This is a genomic window from Umezawaea sp. (assembly GCF_057122925.1).
In genome coordinates this window covers 73,341-99,077 of record NZ_DBNGPQ010000166.1, presented here as the reverse complement: position 1 = coordinate 99,077, position 25,737 = coordinate 73,341, and the positions used below count along the sequence as shown (strand labels likewise).

The 25,737-nt window shown below is 73.5% G+C and carries 28 protein-coding genes; 17 read left to right on the top strand and 11 right to left on the bottom strand.

What is annotated here, in order from left to right:
* Positions 1-6: 6 nt before the first annotated feature.
* Complete coding sequence (locus tag AC156L_RS37480; protein WP_330877952.1) at positions 7-1,044, top strand: LacI family DNA-binding transcriptional regulator; 1,038 nt, start codon at positions 7-9, stop codon at positions 1,042-1,044.
* Positions 1,041-2,285, top strand: coding sequence for a glycoside hydrolase 5 family protein (locus tag AC156L_RS37475; RefSeq protein WP_330877951.1), 1,245 nt, complete (start codon positions 1,041-1,043; stop codon positions 2,283-2,285). The genes AC156L_RS37480 and AC156L_RS37475 overlap by 4 nt, the downstream gene beginning before the upstream one ends.
* Before the next feature lie 52 nt (positions 2,286-2,337).
* Here AC156L_RS37475 and AC156L_RS37470 read toward each other — a convergent pair whose 3' ends face one another.
* Positions 2,338-2,943, bottom strand: coding sequence for a TetR/AcrR family transcriptional regulator (locus tag AC156L_RS37470; RefSeq protein ID WP_330877950.1), 606 nt, complete (start codon positions 2,941-2,943; stop codon positions 2,338-2,340).
* A gap of 131 nt (positions 2,944-3,074) precedes the next feature.
* Here AC156L_RS37470 and AC156L_RS37465 point away from each other — a divergent pair, with 131 nt between their 5' ends.
* Positions 3,075-3,863 carry an SDR family NAD(P)-dependent oxidoreductase gene (locus AC156L_RS37465; protein WP_330877949.1) on the top strand — a complete coding sequence of 263 codons (789 nt, stop codon included), beginning with the start codon at positions 3,075-3,077 and terminating at the stop codon, positions 3,861-3,863.
* 24 nt (positions 3,864-3,887) lie between these two features.
* Here the strand turns inward: AC156L_RS37465 and AC156L_RS37460 are convergent, their stop codons facing one another.
* Both AC156L_RS37460 and AC156L_RS37455 read right to left on the bottom strand, forming a co-directional pair.
* Entirely contained in the window at positions 3,888-4,496 is a 609-nt protein-coding gene (locus AC156L_RS37460) for a maltokinase N-terminal cap-like domain-containing protein (RefSeq protein WP_330877948.1), read from the bottom strand.
* 76 nt (positions 4,497-4,572) lie between these two features.
* Positions 4,573-7,104, bottom strand: a complete 2,532-nt coding sequence (locus tag AC156L_RS37455) for an ATP-binding protein (RefSeq protein ID WP_330877947.1) — start codon at positions 7,102-7,104, stop codon at positions 4,573-4,575.
* 163 nt (positions 7,105-7,267) lie between these two features.
* On the opposite strand from AC156L_RS37455, the gene AC156L_RS37450 reads away from it, so the two are divergent.
* Positions 7,268-7,753 (top strand): hypothetical protein, encoded by a 486-nt coding sequence (locus tag AC156L_RS37450; protein WP_330877946.1) that lies wholly within the window; start codon positions 7,268-7,270, stop codon positions 7,751-7,753.
* 62 nt (positions 7,754-7,815) lie between these two features.
* On the opposite strand, the gene AC156L_RS37445 is transcribed toward AC156L_RS37450, so the two are convergent.
* Positions 7,816-8,391 carry a TetR/AcrR family transcriptional regulator gene (locus tag AC156L_RS37445; protein WP_330877945.1) on the bottom strand — a complete coding sequence of 192 codons (576 nt, stop codon included), beginning with the start codon at positions 8,389-8,391 and terminating at the stop codon, positions 7,816-7,818.
* 81 nt (positions 8,392-8,472) lie between these two features.
* Between AC156L_RS37445 and AC156L_RS37440 the strand changes: the two genes are divergently transcribed.
* Positions 8,473-9,540, top strand: coding sequence for a saccharopine dehydrogenase NADP-binding domain-containing protein (locus AC156L_RS37440; protein ID WP_330877944.1), 1,068 nt, complete (start codon positions 8,473-8,475; stop codon positions 9,538-9,540).
* Positions 9,541-9,589: 49 nt separating this feature from the next.
* Here the strand turns inward: AC156L_RS37440 and AC156L_RS37435 are convergent, their stop codons facing one another.
* On the bottom strand, positions 9,590-10,729 hold the full coding sequence (locus AC156L_RS37435) for a DICT sensory domain-containing protein (protein WP_330877943.1): 1,140 nt from the start codon (positions 10,727-10,729) through the stop codon (positions 9,590-9,592).
* A gap of 248 nt (positions 10,730-10,977) precedes the next feature.
* Here AC156L_RS37435 and AC156L_RS37430 point away from each other — a divergent pair, with 248 nt between their 5' ends.
* The 5 genes from AC156L_RS37430 to AC156L_RS37410 all read left to right on the top strand — a co-directional run bounded on the left by AC156L_RS37430 (position 10,978) and on the right by AC156L_RS37410 (position 14,672).
* Complete coding sequence (locus tag AC156L_RS37430) at positions 10,978-11,673, top strand: ABC transporter ATP-binding protein (protein WP_484407711.1); 696 nt, start codon at positions 10,978-10,980, stop codon at positions 11,671-11,673.
* Positions 11,670-12,659: an ABC transporter permease gene (locus tag AC156L_RS37425; protein WP_330877941.1), complete on the top strand. Its 990-nt coding sequence runs from the start codon at positions 11,670-11,672 to the stop codon at positions 12,657-12,659. Before AC156L_RS37430 ends, AC156L_RS37425 begins: the two co-directional genes overlap by 4 nt.
* Before the next feature lie 45 nt (positions 12,660-12,704).
* Positions 12,705-13,103 carry a GntR family transcriptional regulator gene (locus AC156L_RS37420; RefSeq protein ID WP_414719972.1) on the top strand — a complete coding sequence of 133 codons (399 nt, stop codon included), beginning with the start codon at positions 12,705-12,707 and terminating at the stop codon, positions 13,101-13,103.
* Positions 13,100-13,951 carry an ABC transporter ATP-binding protein gene (locus tag AC156L_RS37415; RefSeq protein WP_330877939.1) on the top strand — a complete coding sequence of 284 codons (852 nt, stop codon included), beginning with the start codon at positions 13,100-13,102 and terminating at the stop codon, positions 13,949-13,951. The genes AC156L_RS37420 and AC156L_RS37415 overlap by 4 nt, the downstream gene beginning before the upstream one ends.
* Before the next feature lie 91 nt (positions 13,952-14,042).
* Positions 14,043-14,672 carry a TetR/AcrR family transcriptional regulator gene (locus tag AC156L_RS37410; protein WP_330877938.1) on the top strand — a complete coding sequence of 210 codons (630 nt, stop codon included), beginning with the start codon at positions 14,043-14,045 and terminating at the stop codon, positions 14,670-14,672.
* Between the two features lie 8 nt (positions 14,673-14,680).
* Here AC156L_RS37410 and AC156L_RS37405 read toward each other — a convergent pair whose 3' ends face one another.
* Both AC156L_RS37405 and AC156L_RS37400 read right to left on the bottom strand, forming a co-directional pair.
* Entirely contained in the window at positions 14,681-15,172 is a 492-nt protein-coding gene (locus tag AC156L_RS37405) for a hypothetical protein (RefSeq protein ID WP_330877937.1), read from the bottom strand.
* Positions 15,173-15,375: 203 nt separating this feature from the next.
* Entirely contained in the window at positions 15,376-15,822 is a 447-nt protein-coding gene (locus AC156L_RS37400; RefSeq protein WP_330877936.1) for a MerR family transcriptional regulator, read from the bottom strand.
* 36 nt (positions 15,823-15,858) lie between these two features.
* On the opposite strand from AC156L_RS37400, the gene AC156L_RS37395 reads away from it, so the two are divergent.
* The 4 genes from AC156L_RS37395 to AC156L_RS37380 all read left to right on the top strand — a co-directional run bounded on the left by AC156L_RS37395 (position 15,859) and on the right by AC156L_RS37380 (position 19,252).
* Complete coding sequence (locus tag AC156L_RS37395) at positions 15,859-16,512, top strand: class I SAM-dependent methyltransferase (RefSeq protein WP_330877935.1); 654 nt, start codon at positions 15,859-15,861, stop codon at positions 16,510-16,512.
* A gap of 146 nt (positions 16,513-16,658) precedes the next feature.
* Positions 16,659-17,849: a hypothetical protein gene (locus AC156L_RS37390; protein WP_330877934.1), complete on the top strand. Its 1,191-nt coding sequence runs from the start codon at positions 16,659-16,661 to the stop codon at positions 17,847-17,849.
* Positions 17,850-17,940: 91 nt separating this feature from the next.
* Complete coding sequence (gene msrA, locus AC156L_RS37385) at positions 17,941-18,438, top strand: peptide-methionine (S)-S-oxide reductase MsrA (RefSeq protein ID WP_330877933.1); 498 nt, start codon at positions 17,941-17,943, stop codon at positions 18,436-18,438.
* 121 nt (positions 18,439-18,559) lie between these two features.
* Positions 18,560-19,252: a VanZ family protein gene (locus tag AC156L_RS37380; RefSeq protein WP_330877932.1), complete on the top strand. Its 693-nt coding sequence runs from the start codon at positions 18,560-18,562 to the stop codon at positions 19,250-19,252.
* A 153-nt stretch (positions 19,253-19,405) separates the two neighbouring features.
* Here the strand turns inward: AC156L_RS37380 and AC156L_RS37375 are convergent, their stop codons facing one another.
* Both AC156L_RS37375 and AC156L_RS37370 read right to left on the bottom strand, forming a co-directional pair.
* Positions 19,406-20,167, bottom strand: coding sequence for a DinB family protein (locus tag AC156L_RS37375; RefSeq protein WP_330877931.1), 762 nt, complete (start codon positions 20,165-20,167; stop codon positions 19,406-19,408).
* A 65-nt stretch (positions 20,168-20,232) separates the two neighbouring features.
* Entirely contained in the window at positions 20,233-20,721 is a 489-nt protein-coding gene (locus tag AC156L_RS37370; protein WP_330877930.1) for a MarR family winged helix-turn-helix transcriptional regulator, read from the bottom strand.
* 107 nt (positions 20,722-20,828) lie between these two features.
* Between AC156L_RS37370 and AC156L_RS37365 the strand changes: the two genes are divergently transcribed.
* Together AC156L_RS37365 and AC156L_RS37360 are read left to right on the top strand one after the other, a co-directional pair.
* The gene (locus AC156L_RS37365) at positions 20,829-21,818 is read left to right on the top strand and encodes an amidohydrolase family protein (RefSeq protein WP_330877929.1); all 990 of its coding nucleotides are present in this window, start codon (positions 20,829-20,831) and stop codon (positions 21,816-21,818) included.
* A gap of 68 nt (positions 21,819-21,886) precedes the next feature.
* Positions 21,887-22,753, top strand: coding sequence for a dioxygenase family protein (locus tag AC156L_RS37360; protein ID WP_330877928.1), 867 nt, complete (start codon positions 21,887-21,889; stop codon positions 22,751-22,753).
* A gap of 135 nt (positions 22,754-22,888) precedes the next feature.
* Here AC156L_RS37360 and AC156L_RS37355 read toward each other — a convergent pair whose 3' ends face one another.
* A complete protein-coding gene (locus AC156L_RS37355) occupies positions 22,889-23,491 on the bottom strand; it encodes a TetR/AcrR family transcriptional regulator (protein ID WP_330877927.1) in 603 nt (200 codons plus the stop codon).
* A gap of 70 nt (positions 23,492-23,561) precedes the next feature.
* Here AC156L_RS37355 and AC156L_RS37350 point away from each other — a divergent pair, with 70 nt between their 5' ends.
* Positions 23,562-24,455: an NADP-dependent oxidoreductase gene (locus AC156L_RS37350; protein WP_330877926.1), complete on the top strand. Its 894-nt coding sequence runs from the start codon at positions 23,562-23,564 to the stop codon at positions 24,453-24,455.
* Between the two features lie 326 nt (positions 24,456-24,781).
* On the opposite strand, the gene AC156L_RS37345 is transcribed toward AC156L_RS37350, so the two are convergent.
* On the bottom strand, positions 24,782-25,687 hold the full coding sequence (locus AC156L_RS37345) for an NAD-dependent epimerase/dehydratase family protein (RefSeq protein WP_330877924.1): 906 nt from the start codon (positions 25,685-25,687) through the stop codon (positions 24,782-24,784).
* Positions 25,688-25,737 lie beyond the last annotated feature (50 nt).

Sequence of the window (25,737 nt, the reverse complement as noted above, 5' to 3'; positions counted from 1 at the left end):
CTGGCCATGACTGAACCCACCACCAAGCGCGTGACGATCGCCGCGGTCGCCCGGCTCGCGGGCGTCTCGCCCTCCGCGGTGTCGCACGTCTTCAACGGGCGACCCAACGTCTCCGAGGCCACGGCGATCCGGATCCGCGCCGCCGCCGACGAGCTCAACTGGCGCCCGAACTTCGCCAGCCGCAAGGTTTCCGGGCAGGGCGGCCGGAGCCTCGGGCTCGTCATCGCGCGGTCGCGCGAGACGTTCGGCCGCGACCCCTTCTTCATGCGGCTGCTCGCCGGGCTGACCGAACCGCTCAGCCGGATCGGGTGGGCGCTGTCGCTGACCCTCGTGCAGGCCGACGAGGAGGAGCAGGTCTACCGGCAGTGGTGGGGCGAGCAGCGCGTCGACGCGTTCCTGCTCGTCGACGTGCGCGACGACGACCCGCGGCTGGCGCTGGTCGAGCAGCTCGGCGCGCCCGCGGCGCTGCTCGGCGCCCCCGTCCCCGGCCCCGTCGTCTCGGTCACCGTGCGCGACGGCTCGGCCTTCGCGGAGGCGGTCGAGCACCTGACCGGACTCGGCCACCGCGCCATCACGAGGGTCACCGACGCCCCCGGCCTCGCCCACACCCGCGCCCGCGACCGCGGCTTCCGCCGTGCCGCACGGGACCGCGGTGTCGTGGCGGGCCTGGCCGTGTGGCACCCGGACGCCGAGGACCCCGTCGCAGACCTGCTCGGCAGGCTCGGCGGGGCGACGGCGATCATCGTCGACAGCGAGACGATCGCCGCCGAGATCGTCGCCCACGCCCCCGAGATCGGCGTGCGGGTGCCCGAACAGCTGTCGGTCATCGCCTGGGAGGACTCCTGGGTGTCGTCGATCGCCCGCCCGCGCCTCACGGCCTTCGACGCCCCCGTCGAGGAGAGCGCCCGCACCGCCGTAGCCCTGCTCGAACGCCTCGTCCGCGGCGAAGCCGTCGAGGCGCAGACCGTCAGCGGACGCCGCCTGCTCGTGCGCGAGTCCACGGCGCCCGCCCCGCACACCCACGACCGCGAGGACCGCTCTTGACCACGACCGCGCCCAGGTTCGGCGTCAACTACACCCCGTCGCAGGACTGGATGTTCCAGTGGATGGCCGTCGATCCCGACGCCGTGCGCGCGGACTTCGAGGCCATCGCCGGGCTCGGCGTCGACCACGTGCGGGTCTTCCCGCTGTGGCCCGTGCTCCAGCCCAACCGCACCCTCGTCCGCCAGCGGGCGCTCGACGACGTCGCCCTCGTGGCCGACGTCGCCGCCGAGTTCGACCTCGACATCGCGGTCGACGTCATCCAGGGCCACATGTCCGGGTTCGACTTCGTGCCCGCCTGGCTCGTCAACTGGCACGACGGCAACATGTTCACCGACCGGCTCGCCGTCGAGGCCCAGGCCGCGCTCGTCGCCGCCGTCTACGACGCGGTGCGGGACCGGCCCAACTTCCTGGGGCTGACGCTCGGCAACGAGCTCAACCAGTTCCAGCCCCCCAACCCCGCGGCGATGCCCGCCACGACCGAGCAGGTGCGGCACTGGCTGACCTCGCTGCTCGACGCGCCGCGCGACCGCGACCCGCGCCACGTCCTGGCCCACAGCGAGAACGACCACCTCTGGTACCGCGACGATCACCCGTTCGTGCCCGTGCACGCCTCCCGCCTCGGCGACCTGACGACCGTGCACTCCTGGATCTTCAACGGGACGGCCGCGCGCTACGGCGCGCTCTCGCCGCAGTCGGTGCGCCACGCGGAGTGGATGGTGGAGCTGTCGAAGGCGTTCGCGACCGACCCCGCGCGGAAGGTGTGGCTCCAGGAGGTCGGCGCGCCGTCGATGAACCTCGCCGAGGCGGAGATGCCCGAGTTCTGCGCGCGCACGGTCGAGGCCGCGCTCACGACGACCGACCTCTTCGCGATCACCTGGTGGTGCTCGCACGACGTCTCGCGCTCGCTCGCGGACTACAAGGACCTGGAGTACTCCCTCGGTCTCCTCGACACCGAGAACCGGGTGAAGCCCCTCGGCCGCCGCTTCGCCGACCTCGTCGCCGAGGCGAAGCGCGGCACGCCACCCCCGCCCCGCACGGTCGGTGTCGTCGTCGACGTCGACGACCACGACCTGCCGCTGTCGCGCGCCGCGCTCGGCCCCGGCGGCCCGGTCTTCGAACGCTGGCACGAGCTGCGCGAGCGGGGCGTGGACGTCGCGGTCGTCACGAGCACCGCGGCGGGCTCCCCGGCGGCGCTGCGCGCGCGGGGCATCCGCGAACTGGACCGCGTCGCGGTGCGCTGAGCCACCACCCCGGCGGTCGGGGCCCGTCGTCCGCGCGTCGGACGGCCGGTGGTCAGGGGGTGCCGCCGAGCGCACCGAGGACGGTGCTGACCAGGAGGTCGGACCTGGCGCCGACCTCCTCGGTCGGGTCGGTCGCCGCGCCCAGCTCCGGCGAGCCGGTGGGCAGCGCGTCCACCTCGTGCAGGAGGGCCAGGTAGACCTGCCTGCACCAGCTCGGGCTGCCCGCGGTGATGGCGCCCGCGGCGTGCAGGCGGGTGAAGAGCAGGTCGAGGCCGTCGAGGACCTCCCGGCTGAGCAGGGGCTTGCGGTTGGCGGGGTCGGCGGCCAGCTCGATGGCGAAGCGGTGGCTGATCTTGAGTTCGAACACCCGCTCCGTCAGGCGGTGCAGGGCGACCACGGGTGGTGCCGTCTCCACCCGTGCCTGCTTCATGCTGAGCAGGTAGCGCTCGTTGAGCTGGTCGGTCATGGCCTCCAGCAGCGCCCTGCGGGACGAGAACCGGCGGTGGACGGTGGCGCGGGCCAGCCCCGCCGCGTCGGCGATCCGCTCCAGCGTCGCGTTCGGGTCGACCGCGAGCACGGCCACGGCGGCCTCCAGGATCCGGGCGGTGCTGCGTTCAGCGTCCGCCCGCACCCGGCGCGGACGAGTTGCCTCGGTCATCCCACCTCCAGTGTCGTGCCCAACCCTACCCAGCAGTTAACTGAGACAGATGTGTCGCAGATATTGACAGGGGTTGGACGCCCATGATGCAGTTGCGGCGTCACGTCACCCAGTGGGACAGGGAATCAGCCATGGATCTGCAACTCGCGGGCAAGCGCGTCCTCGTGACCGGTGCGAGCAAGGGCATCGGCCTCGCGATCGTCCGGGCCTACCTCGCCGAGGGCGCCTCGGTCACCGCCGTCTCCCGGCGGCGCACCGGGGAGCTCGACGCCACCGGCGCCACCTTCGTGTCCGCCGACCTGTCCGTGCCCGACGGTCCGAGGCGCGCGGTCGAGACCGTCCTCGCCGCCGACCCGCGCCTGGACGTCCTGGTCAACAACGCGGGCGGCGGCACCGTGCCCGACGGGGCGCTCGAGGACTCCCTGGACGGCGCGGACGTCGACTGGGCGGCCACGTTCGCCCTGAACCTCGGCGCGGCCGTCGAGACCACCCGCGCCGCGCTGCCCGCCCTGGTCGAGGCCCGCGGCGCCATCGTCAACATCAGCTCCGACACCGCCCGCCGCCCGCTCGGCGTGCCGCTCCACTACGCCGCGGCCAAGGCGGCCCTGAACGCGTTCTCCCGCGGGCTGGCGGAGAAGGTCGCGGGTGTCGGGGTCAGGGTCAACGTCGTCACGCCGTCCGGCACGCGCACGGACCTCATGGAGGGCGCGGACGGGTACGTCGCGCAGGTGGCGGCGCACCTGGGGATCGGCCACGCGGACCTGCTGGCGGCCTTGCCCGCGCAGAGCGGCATGGTGACCGGGAGGCTCATCGAGCCGGACGAGATCGCGCGCGCGGTGCTCCTGCTGTCGTCGCCGACGATGCCCAGTGCGATCGGGTCGAACTGGGCGGTGGACGCGGGCGCCCTGAAGACCGCCTGAGGCGGTTCGCCGCCAAGGAGGCCGTCAGGCGGCCGGATCGGGGAGGGCGGTCGGCTCGACGACGGCCAGGCAGCCGGTGGCCGGTGCCGCGCCGCCGGGCGGGTTCCACGTTCCCAGCACCACCCCGGCGACGTCCGGGCCCGACGGGGGAGGGCCGGGGGTGAGCACGCGGAGCAGCCTCACCCGTGCGACGTCGGGCGTCAGCGGGTCCGAGGTGCGCGCCTCGCCGCGCGCCTCGGCGAACCTCGCGGTGCCCCTGCCGCTCGGGTCGGAGGCACCGCCGGTGCGGACCAGGTGGAGCACGCGGTCGTGCCACAGGGGATCCGCCTGGCCGTCGTAGATCCACCGGCGCCCCAGCACGCCGTGCTCCGCCGTCGCGATCAACGCGTTCTCCCCGATCTCCCGCGCCGGGGCGCCCCGGTAGGTCATCGGGATCTGGTACACGGTCTCCCCGTCGGTGAGGAGGTGCGTTTCGAGGCCGACCTCACCGGCCGGGTCCTCGAAGCGGAAGAAGCCGACCGGCGCCAGCACGGGAACGCCGGAACCCCGGTACCACGGCTGGAGCGCCACCCACGGCGGCAGGAAGTCGCTGAACCGCGGCGTCATCGTCGCACCGCCCTGGATCTTCGCCACGGCCCGCCACGCTACCCCGGCACGACGTGCGCGCGGCCGTGGACCGGTGTCGCTCCACCGTCCGCCCCGCGGGGCGTCACGGCTCCAGCGCGGCCAGTTCACCGCGCAGGCGGTCCGCGTCGGCCACGCCCAGCGCGTCGTACAGGTCGAGCGCCCTCAGCCAGTGCCTGCGGGCGGTGTCGAGGCGGTCGGTGGCCCGGGCCACGCGGCCCAGGCCGTGCAGGGCGTTCGCCTCCTCCAGGCGGTCGCCGCGTTCGCGGGCGAGCGCGAGGGCGTCGTGGTGCGCGTCGCGGGCTCCGGGGTGGTCGCCGGTGGCGCACCTGGCTCGGCCCAGCCGGTTCAGCACCTCGGTGCGCAGGGTGGGCTGGGACAGTTCGGCGGTGATCTCCAGCGCCTCGGCGTAGCGGGGGAGGGCGGCGGCGTGGTCGCCGCAGGCCGCCAGCGCCGACCCGAGCCCCTTGAGGGCGAACGCCTCGCCCAGCCTGCTGCCCAGCGCGCGGTACGCGGTGAGGGCCTCCTCCAGCAGGGGCGTGGCCCGGTCGGGTTCGCCGCGCAGGTTGAGCGCGACGCCGGTGTTGGTCAGGGCGTGGGCCTCGCCCAGCGCGTCCCCCGCCTCGCGGAACGCCTCCAGCGCCTCGCGGTGGTTGGCCAGGGCACCGTCCACGTCCCCGCGTCGTTGCAGGACCACACCCAGGTTGAGCAGCGCCATCGCGGCGCGGTGCGGGTCGCCCAGCTCCCGGTTGAGCGCGATGGCCTCCTGGTAGGAGGCGGTGGCCTCGTCGAACCGGCTCAGCGCGTCGAGCATGACCCCGATGCTGCTCAGCGCCGCCGCGGTGCCGGGGCCGTCGCCCAGCTCCCGGCGGAGGGCGGCGCAGCGGCGGAGCCACTCCAACGCCTGCACGCGCTCGCCGAGCTCGCCCGCGGCGATGCTCATGTCGCGCAGCGCGGTGGCCTCGGCGGCGACGTCACCCGCGCCGCGCGCCGCGTCGAGCGCCGCGCGGTGCATCCGCAGCGCTTCCGGCCACTGGGCGGTGGTGTCGAGGTGCCGGGCGGCGAGCGCCGCCAGCCGGGCCGCCACGTCTCCGGCCCCGGTGGCGGCGGCCAGTTCCACGACGGCGACGAGGTTGTCGGCCTCCGCGGTGAGCCAGGCCCGCGCGGCGTCGGCGTCGGCGAGCCAGTGCGGCGGCGGACCGGTGTCCTCCTGGCGGTGGGCCGGGTAGGCGAGGCCGAACGCCGCCGCCGTCGTCGACAGGTAGTGGTCGAGCAGCCGGGCGGTGGCGGGCTCGACGACGTCCGGGGTCGCGGCCTCCGCGAGTTCGCGTCCGTAGTCGCGGAGCAGGTCGTGCCGGTCGTAGCGGTGGTTCCCGCCGTCCTGCACCAGGTTGGCCCGCACGAGCAGGTCCAGCGTCCTGGCGGTCTCGGCGGGCGGGCGGCCGACCAGCGCCGCCGCCGACGGCACGTCGAAGTCCCGGCCGGGGTGGCGGCCGAGCAGCAGGAACAGCGTGGCCGCGTCGGCGGGCAGCCGCCGGTAGGACCAGGAGAACACCGCCCGGACCATGCTGCGCGGGTCGCCGCTGCTGTCGAGCAGGTCCAGCCGGGTCCGCTCGTCGGCGAGCCCGTCCACGACGTCGCGCAGCGTCGTCGCGCGGGCCAGTTCCGCCGCGACGCGCAGCGCCAGCGGCAGCCGCGCGCACCGCTCCACCAGGTCGGCCGCCGCGTCGCTCTCCCAGCGCACGCGTTCGCCCAGCAGCGCGCGCAGCAGGTCCACCGACTCGGCGGTGGACAGCACGTCCAGGTCCAGCCGCTCCGCCCCGTCCAGCACGGACAGCCCGGCGAGCGAGTCCCGGCTGGTGACCACGGCGAAGCACGACCGCGTCGCGGGCAGCAGGTGGCGGACCTGCTCGACGCTGCCCGCGTTGTCCAGCAGCAGCAACACCCTGCGGTCGGCCAGTTCGCTGCGCAGCCTGCTCGCCCGTTCCTCCAGCGTCGGCGGTACGTCGGTGGCGCCCAGCGCCCGCAGCAGGACCGCGGCCGCCTCCGCCGGGGTCAGCGGCGCGTGCGCGTCGTAGCCGCGCAGGTTCAGGTGGAGCTGCCCGTCGGGGAACCGGTCGGCGACCCGGTGCGCCCAGTGCACCGCGAGCGCCGTCTTCCCGACGCCCGGCGTGCCCGCGATGGCCGACACGACCGCCGTCCGGCCCGCCCTCCGGTCGTCGAGCAGCCGGTCGAGCGCGTCCAGGCACGCGACGCGGCCGGTGAACGCGGGGACGTCCGGGGGCAGCTGCCGGGGCGCCGGGCGCGGATCGGTGGGAACGGCGCGGCGCGACTCGTGCTCGTGCACGGCCACGCGCTCCCAGGCGTCGGCCCACGCGGCCTGCTCGGCGGGCGTGGCGTCGAGGGCGATCACGATCCGGTCCACGACCTCGGCGGGCGGCAGCGCGAGACCGGTCAGGTAGGTGTGGACGGTCGAGCGCGGCACCGCGACCCGGCGCGCCAGTTCGGTGAGCGCCACCCTGGTCCGCCCGGTGCCGCGTGCGGCGACGCCCCTCAGCAGGTCCAGTTCGCGCGCGAGGTCCGCGCGTGTTCGGACGCGCCCCGGATCGCCCCTCACTGTCCCCCCTCCGCGCCGGCCGGTGACCGGGCGCGGTCCAGGGTAGCCGGCGGTCCGGCGCAGGGCGTCCAGTTCCGTCCAGACCTTTCCAGGATCGCCCGTTCGGCGGCGCGGGGACCGCTGTACTCGGCTCCGAACTCGAACGACGGAGGAGGAGGGACCGATGGCGAGAATCGTGAAGGTGCTGCTCGGCGTGGTCTTGGTGCTGGGTGGGGTGTTGGGGACGGCGTCGGCGGCGTCCGCCGCGCCGGGGGACTGCTCGTCGGCGGGGTGGGTGCTGCGGTCGGGGCAGGTCACCAACACCTCGACCGGTGCGCGCGTCGGCGTCGTCGCGACCTACGCGAACTCCTGCGACCAGTACTGGGCGCAGGTCAAGCTGGACAAGGCCCTCGGTGAGGGGCAGTGGGCGAACGCGTTCGTCGACGTGTACGTGGACGGGGTGCTCGCGGGCAGGCTGACCTGCGCCAGCGCCGACGGCGGGAACGCCGAGGTGTCCAAGGGGCAGACCAGCTGCTACACCGGGTACTTCACGACGTACTCCTACGGCGTCACGTTCCAGTCGCACGCCTACGCCTACAACTACCCGTCGCGGCTGTTCGCCTCGGGCATCACCGCCCAGCGGTGCAGCAGGCTGATGTGCGACAACTGATCCGGTGACGGTGCCGGTCACGCACGGGGGGTCGTGACCGGCACCACCGGCCGCGCCGGGGGTCAGGCCTGCGGGCTGGTCAGGTGCCTCACCGCGGCCAGGGTCTGGCCGATGGTGGTCGGGAGGTCGGGGTCGCCGTTGCGGTCGAGCCAGCGGGTCACCGCCACCCGGAACGCGGTCACGGCGATCTCGGCCGCCAGCCTGGCGGTCAGGTCGTCGACGCCGCGGTCGCGGAAGCCCTTCTCCAAGGCCTCCGACATCAGCGAGTACTTGCGCAGCTCGCGTTCGCGCAGGGCGGGTTCGGCGTCGATCGCGGCCCGCCTGCGCAGCAGGTGGTCGAGACCGCGGCCCTGGAAGACCTCGGCCGCGGCGGGGGCCAGGCCCTCGGTGATCAGGTCCATCGGGCCGAGCGACGGTGGCGCCTCGGCCAGGAGGCGGGCCACCTGTTCGGGCACCAGGTGCTCGCCCGCGAACAGCACCTCGCGCTTGTCGGCGAAGTGCCGGAAGAACGTGCGGGTCGTGAGCCCGGCCCGTGCCGTGATCTGCGGGACGGTCGTCTCGGTGAAGCCCTGGTCCAGGAAGAGGTCGAGCGCGGCCCGTTCGAGCCGTTCCCGTGCGCCTGGCTGCCATCGACCCATGCGCCGCAGTCTAGTGATGACACGTCGTGTCGTGCTGTGCCATAGTCATGACATGACGTGTCATGACTGGTGGAGGCGACGATGACGGGTGGGATCTGGGTGCTCGGTGCGACCGGACGGGTCGGCCGGGAGGTGGTGGAGCGCCTGCACCGGGCCGGTGCCGAGGTGGTGGTGGCGGGCCGCGACCGGGAGCGGCTGGCACGGGTGGACCCGGACGCGCGGGCGGTCGCCGGCTCGCTCGACGAGGTCTGCGCGCGGCTGGCCACCGAGGCGCCCGACGTCGTGGTCAACACGGTGGGCCCGTTCGCGGTCACGGGTCCGCGGGTCGCGCGCGCCTGTCCACCGGGCACCCACTACGTCGACGTCTCCGACGAGCTGAGCGCGTTCGAGCTGCTCGACGGCATGGACCGGGAGGCGGCGGCGACCGGTCGCACGCTGGTCCCCGGAGCGGGCTTCGGAGTGCTCGGGACCGAGGGGATCCTGCTGCACCTGCTGGCGGGCGAGGACAAGCCCTCACGGGTGCGCGTCGACGCCATCGCGTCGGTCGCGGTCGAACCCGGCGCCCTCGGCGACGCCCTGGCCGCCACGATCGTGCACTCGCTGCGCGACGGTGGCCGCGAGGTGCGGCGGGGCCGGGTGGTGCGCGCCAGGGCGGGCGGTGCCGCCGAGCGGGTCACCACCCCCGACGGCGACGTGGTCACCACGGCTTCCCTGGGCGGCGGCGAACTCTTCGCGGCCTGGCGGGCCAGCGGCGCCCCGTCGGTGATCGGCGCCTCCGCCCTCGTCCCGGCCAACCCGGTCCTCCGGGCGGCCGTGCCCGCGATCGGCGGCGTGCTGCGCCTGCCGGGCGTGGCGGGCTTCGCCACCCGGCGGCTCGCCCGCGTCACGACGACCACGGCCAGGGAACGCCCGCGTCGATCGTCGTGGGGCCGGGCCAGGGTCGAGTGGCCGTCGGGTCGGGTGCGGGAGGGCTGGCTGCGCACCGGCGAGGCCATGGCGTTCACCGTGGACGCCGTCACCGAGGTGGCCCTGCGCCTGGCCAAGGGCGAGGGCCGCCCCGGCGCGTTCACCCCGGCCAGGCTCCTGGGTCCCGAGGTGGCGCGGGCCGCGGGCGGCGAGTTCGTCGTCACGGACTCGACCGGCACCTGAGCACCCGGCCGTCGGTGACGATCTCCGCCGTGCCGTGGGACGACGGCGGTCAGCGGGACAGGGCCGCCGCCAACTCCTCCTCGCTGAACGTGCCGGACAGCACCGGCGGCCGTCGCGGTGTGACCGGTGCCGACGGGGTCGCCAGTCTGCGCAGGTCGATGGGGCGCTCGGTCGTGCTGCCCGCGCGGACCCTCGCCGCCACGGACAGGTGGGGGTACGTGCGGTGCAGGTCGGCCAGCGCGGCGCGCACGCGGTCGGCGGCGGCCCTGGTGGTGTGCTCGGTGGCTCCGGGCAGGACGAGGAGGAACTCCTCCCCGTTGAGCCTGGCCGCCCGGTCGATCGGCCGCAGGTCGGCGCTCAGGACGTCGGCGACGTTGTTCTCCGTGTGGACGGCGGCGCTGGCGCCGTGGGACGCCTCGATGGTCCGCAGGCCGGGCACCTCGATGATCACGATCCCCAGCCTGACCGTGTCGGACACCTCGGTGCCGAGCCAGGCGTTCAGGGAGTCCACCGTGTGCAGACCGGTCCACGGGTCTCGCGCGTCGCGCCGCTCGCCCGCCGCCCGTGCGGCCGCGGACTCCGCCCTGTCCCTCGACCGGACGAGCCGCGAGCTGAGGTGGTGCAGAGCGGCTTCCGAGCGCCGCTCCACCTCGCCGGAGGGGGGTTCGACGATGCTGTCCAGAACGGACTCGAAGCGCCTGCGCACGTGCGGCGGCAGGCGGTCGCCCAAGGCGTCGCGCAGCCGGACGGCCTCCGCGTAGGCCTCCTCCCGCCGGAAGCCCCAGCGCCCGCGGAACAGGCGGCCGGCTTCGAGCGAGGTGCCGTTGAAGTCGAGCTCCTCCAGGTCCGTCGCCACGACGCAGGCGCCGAAGGTCGACGACAGCACGACCACGGACCACTCGAGCGCCAGGTCCTCGTCCCGGCGCAGCAGCACCGGGGTGATGCCCGCGGGGAGGTCGGGACGTGTGTCCGACACCATGCCGACGATCGTCACCGGGGCCAGTGCGGCGATCCTGCGGTAGACCTCCGCCTCCCGCTCGAAGTAGGGCAGCCGCTGGAACATGGCGATCACGATCGCGGATTCGTCCCGGTGCCCGGCCAGCGCCGCCCGCTCGACGGCGTGCGACGCGACCACGAGCGTCCGCTTGGTGAGCAGACCCGCCCTGGCGTTGGTGTTCGGCCCAGCCACTCGTCCGCTCCTGACGTCAACCCCGGAGCTTCGAAACTAGGACCTCCGGTCCAGCAGCCCAACTACACGAACGGGTGATCAGCATCCGGGCGGCACCTCGCCGACGGGTTGCTCCACGAGGCGGGAATCACTGGTCCACTACTTCACTAGTGAAAGGTGTTACCTTGGCGCCAGTCGACGACCGAAGGGAGAGGGGCGTGAACGTGCGAAGCCGGCCTGAGCGGGCGCTTCCGGTCAACGCTCGTGGTGTGGGCAAGCGGTACCGCCGGGGGTGGGCGCTGCGAGAGACGTCGCTGGTGGTCCCGGAGAACCGGATCGTGGCCCTCGTCGGCCCGAACGGCGCGGGCAAGAGCACCCTGATGGGGCTGATCACCGGGCTGCTGCGACCGACGACCGGTGGGATCACCGTCTTCGGGGACCGCCCGGCGGGCAGGGGACTGCACCCCGCGGTCTCCTACCTGGCCCAGCAGAAGCCGCTGTACCAGGAGCTCACCGTGTCCGAGACGCTGCGGTTCGGGGCGCACACCAACCCGACCTGGGACCAGCCGTACGCCGAGCACCTGATCGAGCAGGCCGCGGTGCCGATGAGCGCGAAGGTGGGCACGCTGTCCGGTGGCCAGCGCACCCGCGTCGCCCTGGCGCTCGCCCTCGGCAAGCGCCCCGGCCTGCTGCTGCTCGACGAGCCGCTGGCCGACCTCGACCCGCTGGCCCGCGAGACCGTGCTCCGCACGCTGGTCGCCGAGGCGAGGGCGCAGCGCTTCACCGTGGTGCTGTCCTCGCACGTGCTGGCTGAGCTGGAAGGCGTGTGCGACCACCTCGTCCTGCTGCACCGGGGGCGGGTCCTGCTCGCGGGCGACGTCAACCGGCTCAGCGCGGACGGCACCCCGCTCGGCGAACTGGCCCTGGACCACATGCGCAGGGCGGCACTGGAGGAAGCGGCATGATCTGGGTCTCCTGGCGGCGGCAGCGCCCGCAGCTGATCACCCTGCTCGCGGTGCTGGTCGTCGGCGCGGGCGCCGTCGTCCTGCTGCGGTCGAGCATGATCGACGCCATCAACTCGTTGGGGCTGGCCGATTGTGTCGCGCGGACGGGGCCTGCGTGCCTGGACGGCGAGCGGACGGCCGCCTTCCAGGGAGCGTGGAACACCAGGCTCAACCTGGGACAGGCCGCGATCCTCTGCCTCCCCGTCCTGATCGGCGTCTTCCTCGGAGCCCCCCTGTTCGCCAGGGAACTGGAGCAGGGCACCCACGTCCTCGCCTTCACGCAGTCGGTGAGCCGTACCCGGTGGATGCTCGGCAAGCTCGTCATCGCGCTGGTGCCCGCGCTGGTGCTGCTGGTCGCGATGCAGCACCTGGTCTCCTGGTGGCTGTCCGCGGCCGGGCTGCTCGGCCCGCGCAACAGCGGGTCGTTCTACTTCCTCAACTTCGGGATCGAGCACGTCTCACCCGTCGCCTACGCGCTGTTCGCCTTCGCGCTCGGCGCCTTCCTCGGCGTGGTGTCCCGCCGCACCCTGGTGGCGATGACCGCCGGGCTCGCCGTGTTCGTCGTCGTGCGCTTCGCGCTGTCGGACGTGGTCAATCGCCTCGTTCCCACCCAACGGCTGGAGGTCGGGCCCGGCTCGACCCTGGACGTGTACCGCGACGGCAGCCTGGTGATCGCGAAGGGCTGGCTCGACACCGCGGGGCGACCGGTTCCCGGCGAGCGGGCCACCGCGCTGGTCCAGGCCTGCAAGTCGGCACCGGACGGAGCGCGGAACACGCAGGAGGGGTTCCTCGCGTGCCTGCCGCAGTCCGGTCTGGCCGAGCAGTTCGCGGTCTTCATCCCGGAGAGCCAGGCGTGGCAGGTGCACCTGGTCGACGCGTCGATCTTCGGTGGACTGGCGGTCCTGCTGCTGGTGGGCACCGGCTGGGCGCTGCGACGTCAGAGCTGAGCGTCGTGGGGCCCCTGAGCGGCGGGAGCACCTATGCTGGCCGATGTGATCGAGTTCCGGATCGACCGGCGCTCCGGGGTCTCCACCTACATGCAGATCATCCAGCAGGTCAAACAGGCCATGCGACTGGGGCTGCTGAACCCCGGTGACCGGCTGCCCTCAGCGCGTGAGGTGGTGGAGGCGACCGCCGTCAACCCCAACACCGTGCTCAAGGCCTACCGCGAACTGGAACGGGAAGGGCTCGTGGGAGCCCGCCGCGGCCTGGGCACCTTCGTGACCACGTCGCTGTCCTCCGAGGCCACCACCGGCGACGACGCGCCGCTCCGGCAGGAGTTGGCGGGCTGGATGGGCCGTGCCCGGCAGGGCGGCCTCGTCGTCGAGGACGTCGACGCCCTGTACTCCGCGGTCCGAGACGAGCACTACCCCGCCGAGGAACGATCATGAATCCCCTGACCGCCACCGCCGTGGGCAAGCGCTACCGCAGCCGATGGGCGGTCCGCGACTGCACGTTCGCCGTTCCCGAGGGCAAGGTCGTCGCCCTGGTCGGCCCGAACGGCGCGGGCAAGAGCACCCTGCTGGGCATGGCCGCGGGTCTCGTCCGCCCGACGACCGGTGACCTGAGCGCCTTCGACACCCCGGTCCGGGGCCGGATCCACCCCGACGTCTCGTTCCTGGGGCAGGACCGCTCGCTCTACCGCGACCTCACGGTGCGCGAGCTGACGCGGGCCGTCGGGTCCATGAACGCCCGCTGGTCCGCCGACCGGGTCCACGAGGTGCTCGGGCTGCTGGTGGGCGTGGACCACGACGCGAAGGTCGGCACCCTGTCCGGGGGCACGCAGACCCAGGTGGCCATCGCGATGGCACTGGGGAGGCTGCCCCGGCTGCTGCTCCTGGACGAGCCGCTGTCCGACCTGGACCCGTTGGCGCGCGACGAGACGCTGCGGATCATCATGACCGAGGTCGCCGACCGGGGGACCACGGTCGTGATGTCCTCGCACCTGCTCAGCGACCTGCGCGAGGTGTGCGACCACATCCTGCTGATCGACGAGGGCAGGGTCCAGGTCAGCGGCGGCATCGAGGAAGTCCTGGCGGAGCACCGGATCCTGGTCGGCCCGGCCGCGGAGGAGTCCGCTGTGGACGGAACGCTGATCAGCGCGACCCGCACCGCCCGCCAGTCCACCCTCCTGCTGCGGGGAGCCGAACCGGCACCGGCGGGCTGGGCGAGCACCGAACCCGACCTGGAGTCCCTGGTGATGGGATATCTGCGCGCGTCACGGGCCCGCCGCGGGTAGGCGTGCGCGCCGACACGCACGAAAAACCACTGGGCGACGACCGCGGGCGCAAATCTGTACAGCCAAGGAAAACGGTCGTAAAGTGAGATTTGTGGTGCACACCGACGGCAATCAGCGCAAACCCAACCCGAGGGGTGCGGGCGGTGCCCTGCGCGAGGAGATCGTCCAGGCCGCCGTCCGCCTGGTGCGGGGGCGCGACGGCCTCGCGGGCATCACCCTGCGCAGCGTCGCCCGTGAAGCGCGCATCACCGCACCCTCGATCTACGGCCACTTCGGCAACCTGGACGCCATCCTGGACGCGGTCGTCGACCGCGCCTTCGACGACCTGACCGCGACGCTGGAGACCGCGCGGGCCGCGCACGCCGCCCCGGTGCCGCGGCTGCGGGCGCTCTGCCGGGCGTACGCCTCGTTCGCGGTGGCCGAACCCCGGCTGTACGCGCTGCTGTTCGACCGGGACCAGGTGCCGTCGCTGCGGGCGGCGGAATCGAAGTCGGTGGACACCATGCCCGGCGCGCGCGCCTTCGCGATGCTCCGCGACGCCGTCCGCGCCTGCGTCGCGGCGGGCGACTCCACCAGCGCCGACCCGCTGCGCGACGCCGTGCTGCTGTGGACGGCGCTGCACGGCTACGTGAGCCTGCTGCGCTCCGCGGCCGATTTCCCGTGGCCGTCCAGGGAGGACGTGCTCGACCAGCTCGCGGATCGCCTCGCCCTCGTCCGCTGAGACGGCGGCTACCGGCGGCTCGCTGAGCCGAGCTCGCGCGCGACGTCGGCGGCGAAGAGCCCCGTCTCCTCCGTGGTGTGCGCGCGGATCGCGGGGCCGAGCGCGGACAGGGTGCCGAGCGCGCGCGGCAGCGGGTTCATCGTCAGCTCGACGGTGCAGCGGAAGTCCGACGTCTCCTCGTCCCGCGCGGTCACCCACATCGTCCAGCGGACCTGGACGGTCGCCGGGACGAGGTGGAACAGGTGCACGCGGCTGCGCTCCGACAGCATCTCCACGCGCGACGGCGTCGCGGCGACCTCCCGGTAGTGCTGGACGATCAGGTGCCCGCCGATGGCCTCGACGTTGACCATGCCGCGCACGCCGTCCTGGACGAACGTCCCCGCCGCGCGGTGGCCCCGCGAGCAGGCCTGGTAGTCGGCGTCGGTCAGCGTGAACAGCCAGTGCTCGAGGTCGACCCGGTCGACCGGGGCGTTCAGGACCGCGTGCCCGGTGTGCTTCATTTCCTTTCCCTCGTCCCGCGGAATGGTGGATCCGCCATCACCAAACGACTGTTAAGCGAACGGTAGCGTCAAGCCAAACAGTTGTAAAGCGACGATGGGCGACGTGGGACGCGGGCAGACCGCGCAGTCGGGATCTCCTCAGCGGCACCGCGGCCGTAGCGCCCCCGGTGTTCCGGTCACCGCGCGCGGTAGCCCCGCGAGCGTCAGTGCGCTCGCGCGTGGCTCTCGTCCAGCGGGAGGCCGCGCTGCCGCCCCTCGACGATCGCCAGGAACCGGGAGCACGTCAGGGGATCGTCCGCCGGGCACCGCCTGCCGTGGTCGAGCGCGGTGCGGGCGACGTCGACGCGCCTGCGCTGCTCGGCCAGTTCGGCCAGCTTGTGGTCGATCAGGGCCCGGCGGTCCCGCCGCTCGCCACCGAGGAAGCGCCCGATCTCCGCGAGGGAGAACCCGATCTCGCGGAAGAAGAGGACCACGCCGACGTCGTTGACGGCCGACGCGGCGTAGCGCCGCCTGCCCGCCGCCCGCGCCACGGGCCGCACGAGGCCGAGTTCGTCGTAGTAGCGCAGCGCGCTCGTCGGCACGCCGGTGCGTTCGGACAGCTCGCCGATGGACAGCGTCGGCGTGGCCGAGGTGCTTTCGCTGGCGGACATTGACTTCAAGCGTACTCGAAGTGCTTGGCTCGGCCCATGACGATCGGGGAGAGGGTGTTGGACCGCGTCCTGCGGTGGTGGGGTTCTCGCGGCGGGGTGGCGCAGTTCCACCGGCCGACCGGAGCCGCGGGTCACGTCGCGGGCTGGATCATGGGCAGGCGCTCGTCGAACGTGGCGCGCAACCACTGGGCCGTGCGGCTGCTCGCCGTCGGGCCGACCGAGCGCGTCGTCGAACTCGGCTGCGGTCCGGGCGTGGCCCTCGCGGCCCTCGCCGCCAGGGCGTCCGGGGGACTGGTCGTCGGCGTCGACCACTCGGAGGTGATGATCCGCCAGGCCCGCCGCCGCACCAGGGCCGCCGTCAGGGCGGGGCGGGTGCGCCTGGTGCACGCGCCGGTCGAGGGCCTGTCGACCGTCGACGGGCCGTTCGACGCCGCGCTCGCGGTCAACACGGTCGGCATGTGGCCGGACCCGGTCGTCCGGCTGCGCGAACTCGCCCGGCTGCTGCGGCCGGGCGGGCGCGTCGCGCTGGTGTCGCAGCCCCGCGGCGCCGGGGCCACCGCCGCCACGTCGGCGACGGCCGCCACCGAGTTGACGGGCCTGCTCGCCGACGCCGGGTTCGAGCGGCTCCGGACCGAGGTGCTCGACCTCGACCCGCCCGCGGTGTGCGTCCTCGGGCACGTCGCGCCGTGAGATCCACTGTGGACGGTTATTCACCCTGGGGGAAAACACCTTGACCCGCGCCCCGCCGCTGCGGCTCCATCGTCGTCTGGCCGAACTCCGCGGTCGTGCGCTCCGCGTCCGGCCGCCGCCTCCTGACTGGAAACCGGAGTCCCGCAATGCCCTTGCGCAAGAAGGTCCTGCTCCTCCTGGCCTGCGTCCTGACGCTGCTCACCACGGCGGTCGCCGGCGCGCAGGCCGCGGCCGCACCGACCGCGCTGCCCGCGGGCCAGTTCACCCTGCGGTCCGACTACCACCAGTTCGACACCCTGAACAGCGCGCTCGTGTCGAAGCTCGGTGTCGCGTCGGTCCACGCGGTCATGGCGAACGCCAACCACGACCGGTCGGCCATCACGGACTCGCTGGGCGTCGCGGGCTACGTGGGCGGTTTCACGTTCGACTCCGGCGACAACGGCGACTGCGCGAACTACCCGCAGGGCATCACCACGAGCCGGGACGCCGTGGGCACCGCCAACAGCGGCAACTACGACGGCCACCAGCTCGTGCTGGTCAGCTGGTACACCAAGGACGGCTGCGGGGGCAAGCAGTCCCGCAGCCGGATCACGCTGGTCGACTGGGACGCCACCTACCCCAACAAGTACCGCAAGATCCTGCTCGTGGAACCCACCGGCACCGCCGAGGCGCCGGACTTCAAGGACATCCCCGTGCACGCGGGCGGCGTGTCCTGGTACGGCGACCACCTCTACGTCGCCGACACGGGCCGCGGCATGCGCGTGTTCGACATGAGGAAGATCCTCAAGACCGACACGGGCGGTACCGCGAGCCAGATCGGCAGGCAGTCCGACACCACCTACTACGCCCACAACTACGCCTACGTCCTCCCGCAGGTCGGCACGGTCACCGCCGCCACCACGTCCGACGCCTCGCTCAGGTGGTCGACGATCTCCCTGGACCGTCCCACCGCGTCGATCGTCGTGACCGAGTACACCTGCCAGGCCGACTGCGCGGACTACCCGAACCGCCCCCCGCGCGCGGTCCGCTTCCCGTTCGCCCCCGGAGCCACCACCTTCGCCGCCACGACCACGGCCACCGAGGCGCTCCGGCTGCCCTGGTACAAGCTGAACGGCGTCGCCTCGCACAACTCGCGCTGGTGGTTCGCCTCGTCGGGGGCCAAGAAGCTGTACTACTGGGCGCCCGCCACCGGTCCGGCCACGCACAACTGGGTGGGCGGCGCGGAGAGCATCAGCTACTGGGAGGACGCCACCCAGCCCGACCTGCTCTGGTCCCTCCAGGAGACCGTCGGCCACCGCAACGTGTTCACCGTCGAGCAGGCCACCTACGGCTCCTGACCCCCGTAATGGACACGTCACAACCCGCCGGGGATGAACGACCCCCGTCCGAACGTTCTCCTGGGTGAACACCGAGCAGAGGAGTATCACCGTGACGGAGAAGGCTGTTCTCGCGGGCGGCTGCTTCTGGGGCATGCAGGACCTGTTCCGCCGCCACCCCGGCGTCGTCGACACCCGCGTCGGCTACACCGGCGACCCCAGCACGCCCAACGCGACGTACCGCCGCCACGGCAACCACGCCGAGGCCATCGAGATCGTGTTCGACCCCGAGCAGCTGAGCTACCGGCAGATCCTGGAGTTCTTCTTCCAGATCCACGACCCGTCGACCCGCAACCGCCAGGGCAACGACATCGGTGCGGGCTACCGCTCGGCGATCTTCTACGAGACCGATGAGCAGAAGCGGGTGGCCGAGGCGACCATCGCCGACGTCGACGCCTCCGGCAAGTGGCCGGGCAGCGTCGTCACCGAGGTGGTCGAGGCGAGCGCGTTCTGGGAGGCCGAGCCGGAGCACCAGGACTACCTGGAGCGCTACCCGAACGGCTACACCTGCCACTACGTGCGGCCGGAGTGGCAGCTCGGCGAGCGCTGACCGGGAGCCGCACACGGGTCGAGGGCCGTCCACCGGACGGCCCTCGACCCGTGTCGGGGTATCGCGGGCGTATCGGAAACCGGATACGCCCCCGCAACGGCCCCCCGCCTTCACTGGTGCGATGACCCGAGGTGCACCGTCCCGCCGCACGATCGTGATCGTGCTCGTCGTCCTGGCGACCGCCTGCTCGGCCTACCTGGCGTTCTCCGTGCGGCGGATGCTCTTCATGGCCGCTCCGGCGTGCGTGTCCGGGCAGTGGCGCGGCTGCTTCGGCACGGAGAACGGCGTCGTGCTGATGACGCTGGTCACCCTGCCGGTGGCCGTGCTGGTGGCGTGGGCACTGGCACGTCGGCGGCGGGCCGCCGGGGTCGCGTCGGCGTGGCGCACGTCGGTGGCCGAGGTGGGCTTGGTCCACGGGACGGTGCCGTTCGTGTGGATCACGCTGATGCCGGGGGAGGGGGCGGGCGTCGTGCCCGGTCGGGTGAGCCTGGTCCCGCTGCGGGACCTGGCCACGATGGGGGTGCTGGGCACCGTCGGCAACCTGCTGGTGTTCGCGGCGCTGGGGTTCTTCGCCCCGATGCGGTTCGCGGCGGTGGCGACCGTGCCGCGGGTCCTGCTGCTCGGGGCGGGCTGTTCGCTCCTGGTCGAGACCGCGCAGTACGTCCTCCAACTCGACCGGGTGTCGTCGCTGGACGACGTCCTGGTCAACGCGACGGGCGCCGTGCTGGCCGGGCTGGCGTCGCGCGGGTGGTGGCGCACGAGGGACGGGGTGCCGTCGGACCTGCCCGGCCCCGCGCCCGCGCGGACGGGCTGAGCCGGGTGCCCGTCACGCGCTGCGGGCGACCCGGATTTCGGATCGTGGTCCGCACGCCCGCGCCGGGCTCCCGGAGCACGACCCGCTCAGCGTGCTCGGCGGCTGGAACGCCCGCACCGAGGCCGATCGGCGCCGTTGACGGCGAGACCGCGGCTACCCCTGTTCGGCCGCCTCGATCACCGCGAGGTCGCGCACCGCGTAGCGGTGGTGCTCGGCCTCCTCCTTGAGCACGACCTTGAGGCAGCGGCGCACGACGTACTCCTGGTCGGGGTACGGGTCCGCCGGTTTCCGCCCGCACACCCGGTCGAGTTCGGTGGTGGTGAGCGCGTCGACCACGCGCCGGACCACGGCCATGCGGGCCAGCCGCGGCGCGAGCACCTCGTCGAGCGTCGGCGCGGCGTCGAGGGTGAGTCCCAGCGCGGTCGACTCCTCGGGCGGCATACCGCCCGAGGGGAAGCCCAGCGGGTGGTAGGGCGCGTCCTCTTCGAGGACGGCGTTGCCGAGCCAGGCGTCGGAGGCGAACAGCAGGTGCCGGTGGGTCTCGACGAACGACCACTCGCCATCGACCCGCTCGTGCAGCCGGGCGTCGGGGAGCAGCCGCGCCCGGTCGAGCGTCGCGCTCCACCGGGCCTCGACGGCGGCCCAGGCCGCCCGGTAGTCCTCGACGGAGGAGGCGTCCCGCGCCAGCACCCGCGCGGGGTGCAGGCGGTCGAGCTCACCCTCGACGTAGGCGGTCACGTCGACGTCGTTGACGACGAGGCGCTCGAAGTCGCCGCCGACGTGGACCTCGCCGCCGTAGCAGTCGACGATCTTCAGGCCGGTGACCTCGCAGTCGCGGATCTCCAGGCCTGCGAGGTCGGACAGGTGGATGCGAGCACCGCGGAACCGGTCGCTCTTGGTGTACTCGGGAACCATCGCAGCAGTCTGGCCCACGCGCCCCGCCCGTGTCCGGCGCTCGGGGAACACCAGCGCGGTCGGCCTCAGCCGCGGTCGCGGTCGATGCGGGCGAGCACCTTGTCGGAGACCCGGTGCAGGGTCCGCAGCTCATCCGGGTCGAGGACGTCGATGAACACGTCCAGCACCCGGCCGACGTGTCCGGGCGCCGAGTCGGCCAGGTGGGCGAAACCGGCGTCGGTCAGGATCGCCTGCGTGTAGCGGCCGTTGAGCGGGTCGGGTTCGCGGCGCACGAAACCCCGGTTCTCCAGGCGGGTGACCAGGTGCGACAGGCGGGACAGCTCCGAGCCCGCGAGGTCCGCGAGGTCGCTCATCCGCAGGCGGCGCTCGGGCTGCTCCGACAGGTGCGCCAGCACGTAGTACTCGAGGAAGCTGAGCTTCGAGTCCTGCTGGAGCTGCACCCCCAGCACGGCGGGCAGCGTCTGGAGGAGCCTCATGAACCCGCGCCACGCCGCCAGCTGGTCGCCCGCGAGCCAGCGCGGCTCGGGCACGTCGGACTCCCCTGAAGCGGACATGCGCGCAGTGTACTGAGAGCCCACTATGACTTGAATCTTCATGTCAGCATGGATTAGCGTGACACTTGAAAATTCACGTGTCACCTCCGATCGGCAGGAGCCCCCTGGTGAAGCTGTACGCACTCGAAGAGCACATGGTCACCGCCGACGTGGTCGAGGCGTGGCGGCGGCAGGACCCCGGGCTCTCGGAGCCGATGATGAGGTGGGCCCTCACCGATGAGGTCACGCGCGCGCTGCTCGACGTCGACGACGGACGCGTCGCCGCCATGGACGACGCCGGGATCGACACGGCCGTGTTGTCCCTGTCGACACCGGGCCTCCAGAACCTGCGCGCCGCGGAGGCGACCGCCCTCCAGGGGCCCACGAACGACGCCATCGCCGCCGCCGTGCGCCGCAACCCCGGCCGCCTCCAGGGGTTCGCGGCCCTCGCCACCCCCGCACCGCGCGCCGCCGCCGACGAACTGCGCCGCGCGGTCACCGAACTCGGGCTCAACGGGGCACTGGTGAACGCCCGCTCCGGGGACCGTTCCCTGGACGCGCCCGAGTTCTGGGACGTCTACGAGGCCGCCGAGGACCTGCGCGCACCCCTCTACCTGCACCCGCGCGCCCCGCTCCCGGCCGTCGACCGCGCCTACTACCGCGGTTTCGGGGAGCCGGTGGACGGCATGCTGGCCACCGGGGCGTTCGGCTGGCACTACGACGCCGGGCTGACCGTCCTGCGGATGATCGTCTCCGGTGTGTTCGACCGGTTCCCCGACCTCCAGGTCATCCTGGGCCACTGGGGCGAGGTCGTGCTGTTCTACCTCGACCGCGTCGCGGTCCTGGACGGGCTCGCGGGTCTGCGGCGCCCGATCGCGGAGTACTTCCGCTCCAACGTCCTCATCACCCCCGGCGGCATCTCCAGCCACCGGTACCTGCGCTGGACGCTGGAGACGGTCGGGGTCGAGCGGGTCGTGTACGCCTCCGACTACCCGTTCAACAGGGAGCGCGGAGGGTCCGCGCGGCGCTTCCTGGACACGGCACCGATCAGCGACGACGACCGCGAGCGCATCGCCTCCCGCAACTGGGAAGCGCTCGTCGCGGGCATCCGCCGCTGACCGGTCCCGACGCGTCCCCACGTCCGTCCACTCGACACCGCCACCGCACCGAGAAGGAGCCACCGCGCGTGAGCCAGTCCGAAAACCGCCTGCGGGTCGTGTTCGCCGACCTGCGCCGCGCCGTCGACGACGTCATCCTCAAGCACCAGGTCACCCTCGACGAACTGCTCGCCGCCACCGCGTGGCTGGGGCGGGTCGCCGACGCGGGCCAGTTGTCGTCGGCGAGCATCCTGTTCCACAAGACCGTCGTGAAGGCGACCGAGGGCGTCCCGTACGCCCACCCGGAGAAGGACGGCGCGAGCCACTGGGAGATGGAGGGCCCGGCGCGCATCCCCGGTTCCCCGCTCCTGCGCAGCCCCGCCGTGCTCCCCATGCGCCCCGACGAACCCGGTGAACCCCTCGTCGTGTCCGGAACCGTGCGCTCCACCACGGGCGACCCGCTTCCCGGCGCCGTCCTCGACGTCTGGCAGATCGACGCCGACGACGTCTACTCCGGCGTCGACAGCACCGCCTTCGCGCCGCTGGACATCCCCAACGACTCCACCGGCATCCCCACCCACAACCTGCGGGGGAGGGTCGTCGCCGACGCCGGAGGGCGCTACGAGTTCAGCACCGTCGTGCCCGGCACCGAGACCTTCGGCCTGCCGCCGGACGGCCCGCTCTCCGAACTGCTGGACGCGCTGCGCCTCGACGGCCTCCGCCCGCTGCACATCCACTCGGTCGTCTCCGCCGACGGGTGCCTGCCGCTGACCACCCAGATCTACTTCGACGGCGACCCGCTCGTCGTGAGCACCGTCGAGGGCGCCATCCCGGCCGACGCGGTCAAGTCGACCACCACCCACGACGACCCGGCCGACTACCGCGCCCGCGGACTCGACCGGCCGTACCGCGCGCTCACCTACGACTACGTCCTGCGGCCCGCGCGCACGCCGTGATCGGTGGGAGTCCGGTTCACGACCGGTTCCCCGGACGGAGGTCGCGGCCCGGTGACCCCGCGCCTGCCGTCCGGCTCCGGCGCGCCGCGTCCCCGCGCGCGGAAGGGGGGTCGCGCCAACACGGGCCCGCGCCGGTCAGGCCCGTGACAGCTCCTCGCCCGGCGCGCGGCGGCCCGCCTCCCAGGCGGCCTCGATCATGTGGAAGACCTCGTCCACCGCGGCCCGCGGGTCGGCGGCCTCGCGGGCCACCGAGTAGGCGGCGGTCACGAACCTGGCGACGGCCCGGCAGGCCGTCGCGTTCCCGCCCAGGTCGGGATCGGCGGTCATGGCCGCCGCCAGCGACTCGGCCTGCCGCAGCATCATCGACTGCTCGTACTCCCGCAGGGCGGGGGATTCGTCGATCAGGTGCCAGGTCGGGGCCGCGCCGTCGCCCGTGCAGTGCCGCACCAGGGCGTGGACCTCGCGGCGCAGCGCGGGGACGAGCGGCTCGCCCGGCGCCCGGTCGGTGACCGCCCGCGTGAGGCGCTGCTGGAACTCGTCCCCCCGCTCGAACACCAGGGCCTCCTTGGAGGCGAAGTGGGAGAAGAGCGTGGTGACGGCGACGTCGGCCTCGGCGGCCACGTCCCGGATGCCCACCGCCTCGTACCCGCGTTCCAGGAACAGCCGCAGGGCGGTGTCGGCGATCTTCTGGCGGGTCGCGGCCTTCTTGCGCTCCCGGCGCCCCGTCGGCACGGTCATCCGCGGAGGCTACCAAATCCAAAACCGTACCCGTTCCAAAAAGCTAACCGTTAGTGTTATGTTGGTCGGCATGAGGAGAGTGAGCTTCACCGAGTACGGCGGTCCGGACGTCCTGCGGCTCGTCGACGCCGAGGAGCCCCACGCGGGCCCCGGCGAGGTGCGCGTCGCGGTGCGGGCGGCGGGCGTGAACCCCGTCGACTGGAGGATCCGCGAAGGCCAGTTCCAGCAGGTCCGGCCCCTCTCCCTGCCCTCGGGGATCGGGCAGGACGCCGCCGGGGTGGTCGACGAGGTCGGCGACGGCGTCGCCGGGGTCGAGGTCGGTGACCCCGTGTTCGGCGAGGGCGTGAACACCTACGCCGAGTACGCCGTGCTGTCGGCGTGGGCGCGGATGCCCGACGGGCTCCCGTTCGACGAGGCGGCCGGGTACCCGTCCGTGGTGGAGACCGCGCTGCGAGTCCTGCGCGAGGTCGGGGTGCGGCCGGGGCGGACGCTGCTGGTGAGCGGCGCGGCCGGGGGAGTCGGATCGGCGGTGCTCCAGATCGCCCGCGACCGCGGCATCGCGGTGATCGGCACGGCCGGGCCCGCCAACCAGGACTACCTGCGCGGCCTGGGCGCGGTCGCCACGACGTACGGCGAGGGCTGGGTGGAGCGGGTGCGGCGGCTCGGTCCCGTGGACGCGGCGCTGGACCTGGCCGGGTCCGGTGTGCTCCGCGAACTGGTCGAGCTGACGGGGGACCCGCGCAAGGTGATCACCATCGCCGACCTCGACGAGCAGGGGACCGGCGTCCGGTTCTCCGGTGCGGCCGGGAGCATGTCGGACGCGCTCGCGGAGGCCGTCGACCTCATCGCGCGGGGACGGCTGCACATCCCGGTCGACAGGTCCTACCCGCTCGCCGACGCCGCCGCCGCGCACGTCGACAGCCAGGCGGGGCACACGCGTGGACGGCGGGTCCTGGTCGTCTGAGCCCGCCGCCCCCTGCGACGCGGGGGCGTTCTGCCACGGCGTCCCGACCACGAGGACGCCCGCCACTCCCGCACGACCGGCGGTTCCGGTGCCCACGAGCCACCCCGGCGCGCGCGATCCAGGCGGTGACCGTGCTGGAGCCGCCCGGACCGCCGCGGGCGCCGGGCCGGTCGCCGAGCGCCATCCCCCTGGCGGTGGGCGTGCTGCTCCTCGTCGTCGCCTGGCACCGGACCCGCCCCGGTGACCGGGTGGCGACGGTGCTCGGGGGTCTGAGGCACCTCCCCCTCGGCCTGCCGATCGTCGTGACCGGCAGGCCGAGGGGGAGGTCACCTCACGATCAGGTCCTCCGTGATCCACGTGGTGATCGAGGCGTGCTCGGGCCGCCAGCCGAGTTGCCGGGCGCGGGTGCCGCGGACACGGCTGTTCGACCCCAGGGCGAACCGGGCCAGACCCTCGCCCCACGCGCGCGCCGCGTCCTCCAGCGGCCACGGCTCGACCGGCCCGAGCCCGAGCCGCCGCGCGATGGCGGCACCGATCTCGGCGAACGAGGCCTCGCCGTTCTCCACGAAGTAGAAGCCGCTCGCGTTCGGATCGCCCAGCGCGAGCGAGTACAGCGCCGCCACGTCGTCGACGTGGACGGTCGACCAGGTGTTCGCGCCGACGCCCACCACGCGGACGACGCCGCTGCCGCGGGCCTGCTCGACCAGCGGCACCAGCAGGACGGTGTCGGGGCGCGGTGGACGACCGGTGCCGTAGACGAGCGAGTTGCACAGCACGACCGTGCGCACACCGGTGCTGGCCGCGGCCACGACGTCGGTGTCGATCGCGAAGCGGGCCCGGCGGACCGGGTGCGCGTCGGCGACCACCTCCCCCGCGTCGTCGAACACGGTGGGGGACAAGGCTTCCCCCTTGGCGTCGTCACCGACGACGCTGGTCCCGCTGGTGTGCAGCAACGGCCCGCCGGACCCGCGCAGGCCGCGCAGCAGCGCCTCGACCGCGCCGCGGTGGTCGCTGGCGGCCGCGTTGACCACGCCGTCCGCGCGCTCCGCCTCGGCGGTGAGCAGGTCGGCGTCGTCCAGGTCGCCGATCACCGGCGTGATCCCGGCCCGCGCGACCAGGTGCGCGTCGGCCGGGTCGCGGAGGAGACCGCGCACCGCGTGCCCGTCGGCGACGAGGCGGGCGCCGATGACGCCTCCGAGGAAACCGGTCGCGCCGGTCAGGAAGATGTCCATGGTGTCCTTCTGGGGTGTGCACGGCTCGACGGGTCGGCGGACGGTAGCCG

Bases quoted from the DNA above. Each gene is read 5' to 3' on its own strand.
- AC156L_RS37440 (WP_330877944.1), top strand. From the start codon at position 8,473: ATGACGGGTGGGATCTGGGTGCTCGGTGCGACCGGACGGGTCGGCCGG.
- AC156L_RS37350 (WP_330877926.1), top strand. From the start codon at position 23,562: ATGAGGAGAGTGAGCTTCACCGAGTACGGCGGTCCGGACGTCCTGCGG.
- AC156L_RS37445 (WP_330877945.1), bottom strand. From the start codon at position 8,391: ATGGGTCGATGGCAGCCAGGCGCACGGGAACGGCTCGAACGGGCCGCG.
- AC156L_RS37400 (WP_330877936.1), bottom strand. From the start codon at position 15,822: ATGTCCGCCAGCGAAAGCACCTCGGCCACGCCGACGCTGTCCATCGGC.
- AC156L_RS37480 (WP_330877952.1), top strand. From the start codon at position 7: ATGACTGAACCCACCACCAAGCGCGTGACGATCGCCGCGGTCGCCCGG.
- AC156L_RS37465 (WP_330877949.1), top strand. From the start codon at position 3,075: ATGGATCTGCAACTCGCGGGCAAGCGCGTCCTCGTGACCGGTGCGAGC.
- AC156L_RS37355 (WP_330877927.1), bottom strand. From the start codon at position 23,491: ATGACCGTGCCGACGGGGCGCCGGGAGCGCAAGAAGGCCGCGACCCGC.
- AC156L_RS37370 (WP_330877930.1), bottom strand. From the start codon at position 20,721: ATGTCCGCTTCAGGGGAGTCCGACGTGCCCGAGCCGCGCTGGCTCGCG.
- AC156L_RS37415 (WP_330877939.1), top strand. From the start codon at position 13,100: ATGAATCCCCTGACCGCCACCGCCGTGGGCAAGCGCTACCGCAGCCGA.
- AC156L_RS37470 (WP_330877950.1), bottom strand. From the start codon at position 2,943: ATGACCGAGGCAACTCGTCCGCGCCGGGTGCGGGCGGACGCTGAACGC.
- AC156L_RS37395 (WP_330877935.1), top strand. From the start codon at position 15,859: ATGACGATCGGGGAGAGGGTGTTGGACCGCGTCCTGCGGTGGTGGGGT.
- AC156L_RS37450 (WP_330877946.1), top strand. From the start codon at position 7,268: ATGGCGAGAATCGTGAAGGTGCTGCTCGGCGTGGTCTTGGTGCTGGGT.
- AC156L_RS37380 (WP_330877932.1), top strand. From the start codon at position 18,560: ATGACCCGAGGTGCACCGTCCCGCCGCACGATCGTGATCGTGCTCGTC.
- AC156L_RS37390 (WP_330877934.1), top strand. From the start codon at position 16,659: ATGCCCTTGCGCAAGAAGGTCCTGCTCCTCCTGGCCTGCGTCCTGACG.
- AC156L_RS37405 (WP_330877937.1), bottom strand. From the start codon at position 15,172: ATGAAGCACACCGGGCACGCGGTCCTGAACGCCCCGGTCGACCGGGTC.
- AC156L_RS37375 (WP_330877931.1), bottom strand. From the start codon at position 20,167: ATGGTTCCCGAGTACACCAAGAGCGACCGGTTCCGCGGTGCTCGCATC.
- AC156L_RS37425 (WP_330877941.1), top strand. From the start codon at position 11,670: ATGATCTGGGTCTCCTGGCGGCGGCAGCGCCCGCAGCTGATCACCCTG.
- AC156L_RS37345 (WP_330877924.1), bottom strand. From the start codon at position 25,687: ATGGACATCTTCCTGACCGGCGCGACCGGTTTCCTCGGAGGCGTCATC.